The sequence below is a fragment of the Mycobacterium sp. TH-M106 genome (genome assembly GCF_057473765.1).
Map to the genome: position 1 here is coordinate 1 of NZ_JBYCLE010000019.1, position 3,573 is coordinate 3,573.

Annotated in this window: 4 protein-coding genes and 1 pseudogene; 1 reads left to right on the plus strand and 4 read right to left on the minus strand. The window is 67.1% G+C overall.

Features of this window, described 5'->3' with window-relative positions; all coding sequences use genetic code 11:
* Nucleotides 1-1,439 (plus strand): class I tRNA ligase family protein (locus tag AC2VOP_RS00625; protein ID WP_486959167.1); only part of this gene is annotated, 1,439 nt, incomplete at its 5' end.
* A gap of 100 nt (nucleotides 1,440-1,539) precedes the next feature.
* Here the strand turns inward: AC2VOP_RS00625 and AC2VOP_RS00630 are convergent.
* The 4 genes and pseudogenes from AC2VOP_RS00630 to AC2VOP_RS00645 form a co-directional block, all read right to left on the minus strand.
* Nucleotides 1,540-2,214, minus strand: a complete 675-nt coding sequence (locus AC2VOP_RS00630) for an SDR family oxidoreductase (protein ID WP_486959168.1) — start codon at nucleotides 2,212-2,214, stop codon at nucleotides 1,540-1,542.
* Between the two features lie 31 nt (nucleotides 2,215-2,245).
* Nucleotides 2,246-2,746, minus strand: a complete 501-nt coding sequence (locus AC2VOP_RS00635) for a MarR family winged helix-turn-helix transcriptional regulator (protein ID WP_486959169.1) — start codon at nucleotides 2,744-2,746, stop codon at nucleotides 2,246-2,248.
* A gap of 49 nt (nucleotides 2,747-2,795) precedes the next feature.
* Nucleotides 2,796-3,008: pseudogene (locus tag AC2VOP_RS00640) on the minus strand (peptide ABC transporter ATP-binding protein); the annotation flags it as partial.
* Nucleotides 3,009-3,052: 44 nt separating this feature from the next.
* The coding region (locus AC2VOP_RS00645; protein ID WP_486951890.1) for an inositol-3-phosphate synthase at nucleotides 3,053-3,573 on the minus strand (521 nt) is incomplete at its 5' end.

Sequence of the window (3,573 nt, forward strand, 5' to 3'; positions counted from 1 at the left end):
CGCGTGCCAAAGAGGCTGTCACCGAGCAGCTGCAGGCCGACGGCCGCGGGTGGGGACGCGTCGAATACAAGCTGCGGGACTGGCTTTTCGCCCGGCAGCGGTATTGGGGGGAGCCGTTCCCGATCGTCTACGACGGCGACGGGCGGCCACATCCGTTGGACGAGACGGCGCTGCCGGTCGAGCTGCCGGACGTGGTCGACTGCTCACCGGTGCTGTTCGACCCGGACGACGCCGACAGCGTGCCGTCTCCGCCGTTGGCCAAAGCGACCGACTGGGTGCACGTCGAACTGGACCTGGGCGACGGTCTGAAGCCGTACGTCCGTGACACCAACGTGATGCCGCAGTGGGCCGGCAGCTCCTGGTATGAACTGCGCTACACCGACCCGTACAACTCGGCGCGGTTCTGCGCTGCCGAGAACGAGGCGTACTGGATGGGCCCTAGACCCGCCGAGCACGGGGCCGCCGACCCGGGCGGTGTGGATCTGTACGTTGGGGGTGTCGAGCATGCGGTGTTGCACCTGTTGTATTCGCGGTTCTGGCACAAGGTGTTGTATGACCTGGGCCACGTCAGCTCGCGAGAGCCGTATCGCAGGCTGGTCAACCAGGGTTACATTCAGGCTTTCGCCTACACCGACGCGCGGGGATCCTATGTACCCGCCGCCGAGGTGATCGAACGCAACGGAAAGTTCGTCCTGGCCACCGCCGACGGCGACGTCGAGGTCTTCCAGGAATTCGGCAAAATGGGTAAAAGCCTGAAGAATTCGGTGTCGCCCGACGAGATCTGCGACGGCTACGGCGCCGACACGCTGCGGGTCTACGAGATGTCGATGGGCCCACTGGAAGCATCCCGGCCGTGGGAGACCAAGGATGTCGTCGGTGCCCAGCGCTTCCTGCAGCGGGTGTGGCGTTTGGTGGTCGACGAACACAGCGGTGACCTTCGGGTGGTCGGCGGCGACTCAAAGCCGCTGGACACCGAGACCCTGCGGATACTGCACCGAACCATTGCCGGTGTGTCGGAAGACTATGCGGCGCTGCGCAACAACACCGCCGTGGCAAAGCTGATCGAGTACACCAATTACCTCACCAAGAAGCACCGCGACTCGACGCCGCGGGCGGCCGTCGAACCGCTGGTGCTGATGCTCGCGCCACTGGCGCCGCACCTGGCCGAGGAGTTGTGGCAACGGCTCGGCCATGACGAGTCGTTGGCGCACGGGCCGTTCCCGGTGGCCGACCCCGCGTATCTGGTCACCGACACTCTCGAGTACCCGGTGCAGGTCAACGGCAAGAAACGCGGGTTGATAACGGTGTCGTCCGATGCAGCCGCGGACGCCATCGAGGCCGCGGCGCTGGCCGACGAGAAGGTGCAGGAGTTTCTGTCCGGTGCTACCCCGAGCAAGGTGATCGTGGTGCCGGGACGGCTGGTCAACCTGGTTGTCTGAGTGCAGTTTTCGTCGCGAACGTGCGCAAAAACGAGTTTGACCCGGCCTGCCGTCCGGGGACACGCACGCTCGCGGTGAAGTGCTCGCGGTCAGGTGTTCGCTAGCGGGGCCGGACCACGACCTCGTGCAGGTGTCCGTCCGGCGGGGTGGCCACCACGTCGGCGACGACGGCCGCGACGGTCTCGGGTCGCAGGAACTTGTCGGGGTCGTACTGGCCGCCCTCGAACGCGACCAGGTCACGCTGCATTGCGGTGTCGGTGCGGCCAGGGTAGACCGTGGTGACCCGCAGCGCGGGTTCGTCGTCGCGCAGCGAGTCGGCGAATGCACGCAGCGCGAATTTGCTCGCCGAATACGACGCCATACCCGGCGAAACCCTGCGTCCCGCACCCGAGTTGATGAATACCACCTGCGCGCCGCCGGCCCGCAGCGCCGGCAACAGTGCCAGCGTGAGCCCCACCGCACCGAAGACATTGACCTCGAAGGTGGCCCGCCACTGCGCGGCCGCGGTCTGGGCGACCCGACCGGGCATCGACACACCGGCGTTGTGTACCAGCACGTCGAGCTCGCCGACTGCCTCGGAGGCGGCGGCGACGGCGGCGATGCTGTCGGGGTCGGTCAGATCCAGCGGCCAGGCGATCGCGCCGAGCCGCTGGGCGACGGCCTCCAGCCGTGCCGAGGGCCGGCCGGTCAGCAGCAGCGTGTGGGTGGGCGCCAAGGCCGTGGCGATGGCAGAGCCGATGCCACCGCCGGCACCGGTGATCAGTGCGGTCGGCATGGGTGCGAGTTCAGCGGCCGCCCGGTCGCGGTCAGGTGTGCCCGGTGGACGCGGTGGCCACCGGGCTCTCGACGGGCTCGCAGCTGGCTAGGCGCTCCAGCGGCGCCAGTGCGCGGGCGAGGGTGTTGAGGTCGTCCTTGCTGAGCCTGCTCAGCATCGCCGCCAGCGCGGCCCGCCGGTTGGCCAGCGACTCCCGGTGGACCGCCAGTCCCTGGGGTGTGATGTCGACCAGCACCGCCCGCAGATCCGACGCATCGCGGGACCGCTTCACCAGCCCGATCTTCTCCAGTCTGCGGATGGCGACCGTGGTGGTCGGAGTGCGAACCCGTTCGTGCGCGGCGAGTTCGGTCATCCGGATCGGGCCGCGGTCGAGCAGGGTGACCAGGATCGACAACTGGGCCAGGGTCAGGTCACCGGTGGCGGCGCCGTTGGGATCACCGCGGCGCAGGATGGAAAACAGTTTGGACAGCGTGCGGTGCAGACCTTCTGCGAGCGCGGTAACCTCCGGCGCGCCGGCTTTGCTCTCCGCCATAATTCGCCAGTCTAACCTGCGTGGGTGGCTATCGGGCTTAGGCTGGTCGTCACAGCACTTGAGAGAGGAATTTCTGCAGCCGCTCGGTCTCGGCGGTTTCGAAGATCTGCTCGGGTGGGCCCGATTCCACGACTTTGCCGCGATCGATGAAAACGACGGCGTCCGAGGCCGAGCGGGCGAAGCCCATTTCGTGGGTCACGACAACCATCGTCATGCCGTCGGCGCCGAGTTCGGCGATCAGCGCCAGGATTCCCTTGACCAGTGTGTGCGCTGAGCGACGGACATCACGCCGAAACCGCTGAGCGACTATCCGGTGATGAATTCTTCCAGCCGGGTGCGAGCGACGTCGTCGGGTAGTTGCTCCGGCGGGCTTTTCATCAGGTAGGCCGACGCGCCGATGATCGGTCCGCCCAGGCCGCGGTCCTTGGCGATCTTGGCCGCCCGCACCGCGTCGATGATCACCCCGGCCGAGTTCGGTGAGTCCCACACCTCGAGCTTGTACTCCAGGTTCAGCGGCACGTCGCCGAACGCCCGGCCCTCTAGGCGCACGTAGGCCCACTTGCGGTCGTCGAGCCAGCCGACATGATCAGAGGGGCCGATGTGCACATCGCGGGTCTTGAACTCGCGCTGCAGGTTGGAGGTGACCGCCCGGGTTTTGGAGATCTTCTTCGACTCCAGCCGTTCGCGCTCGAGCATGTTGAGGAAGTCCATGTTGCCGCCGACGTTGAGTTGCATGGTGCGGTCCAACTGCACGCCGCGGTCCTCGAACAGCTTGGCCAGCACCCGGTGGGTGATCGTCGCGCCGACCTGGCTCTTGATGTCGTCGC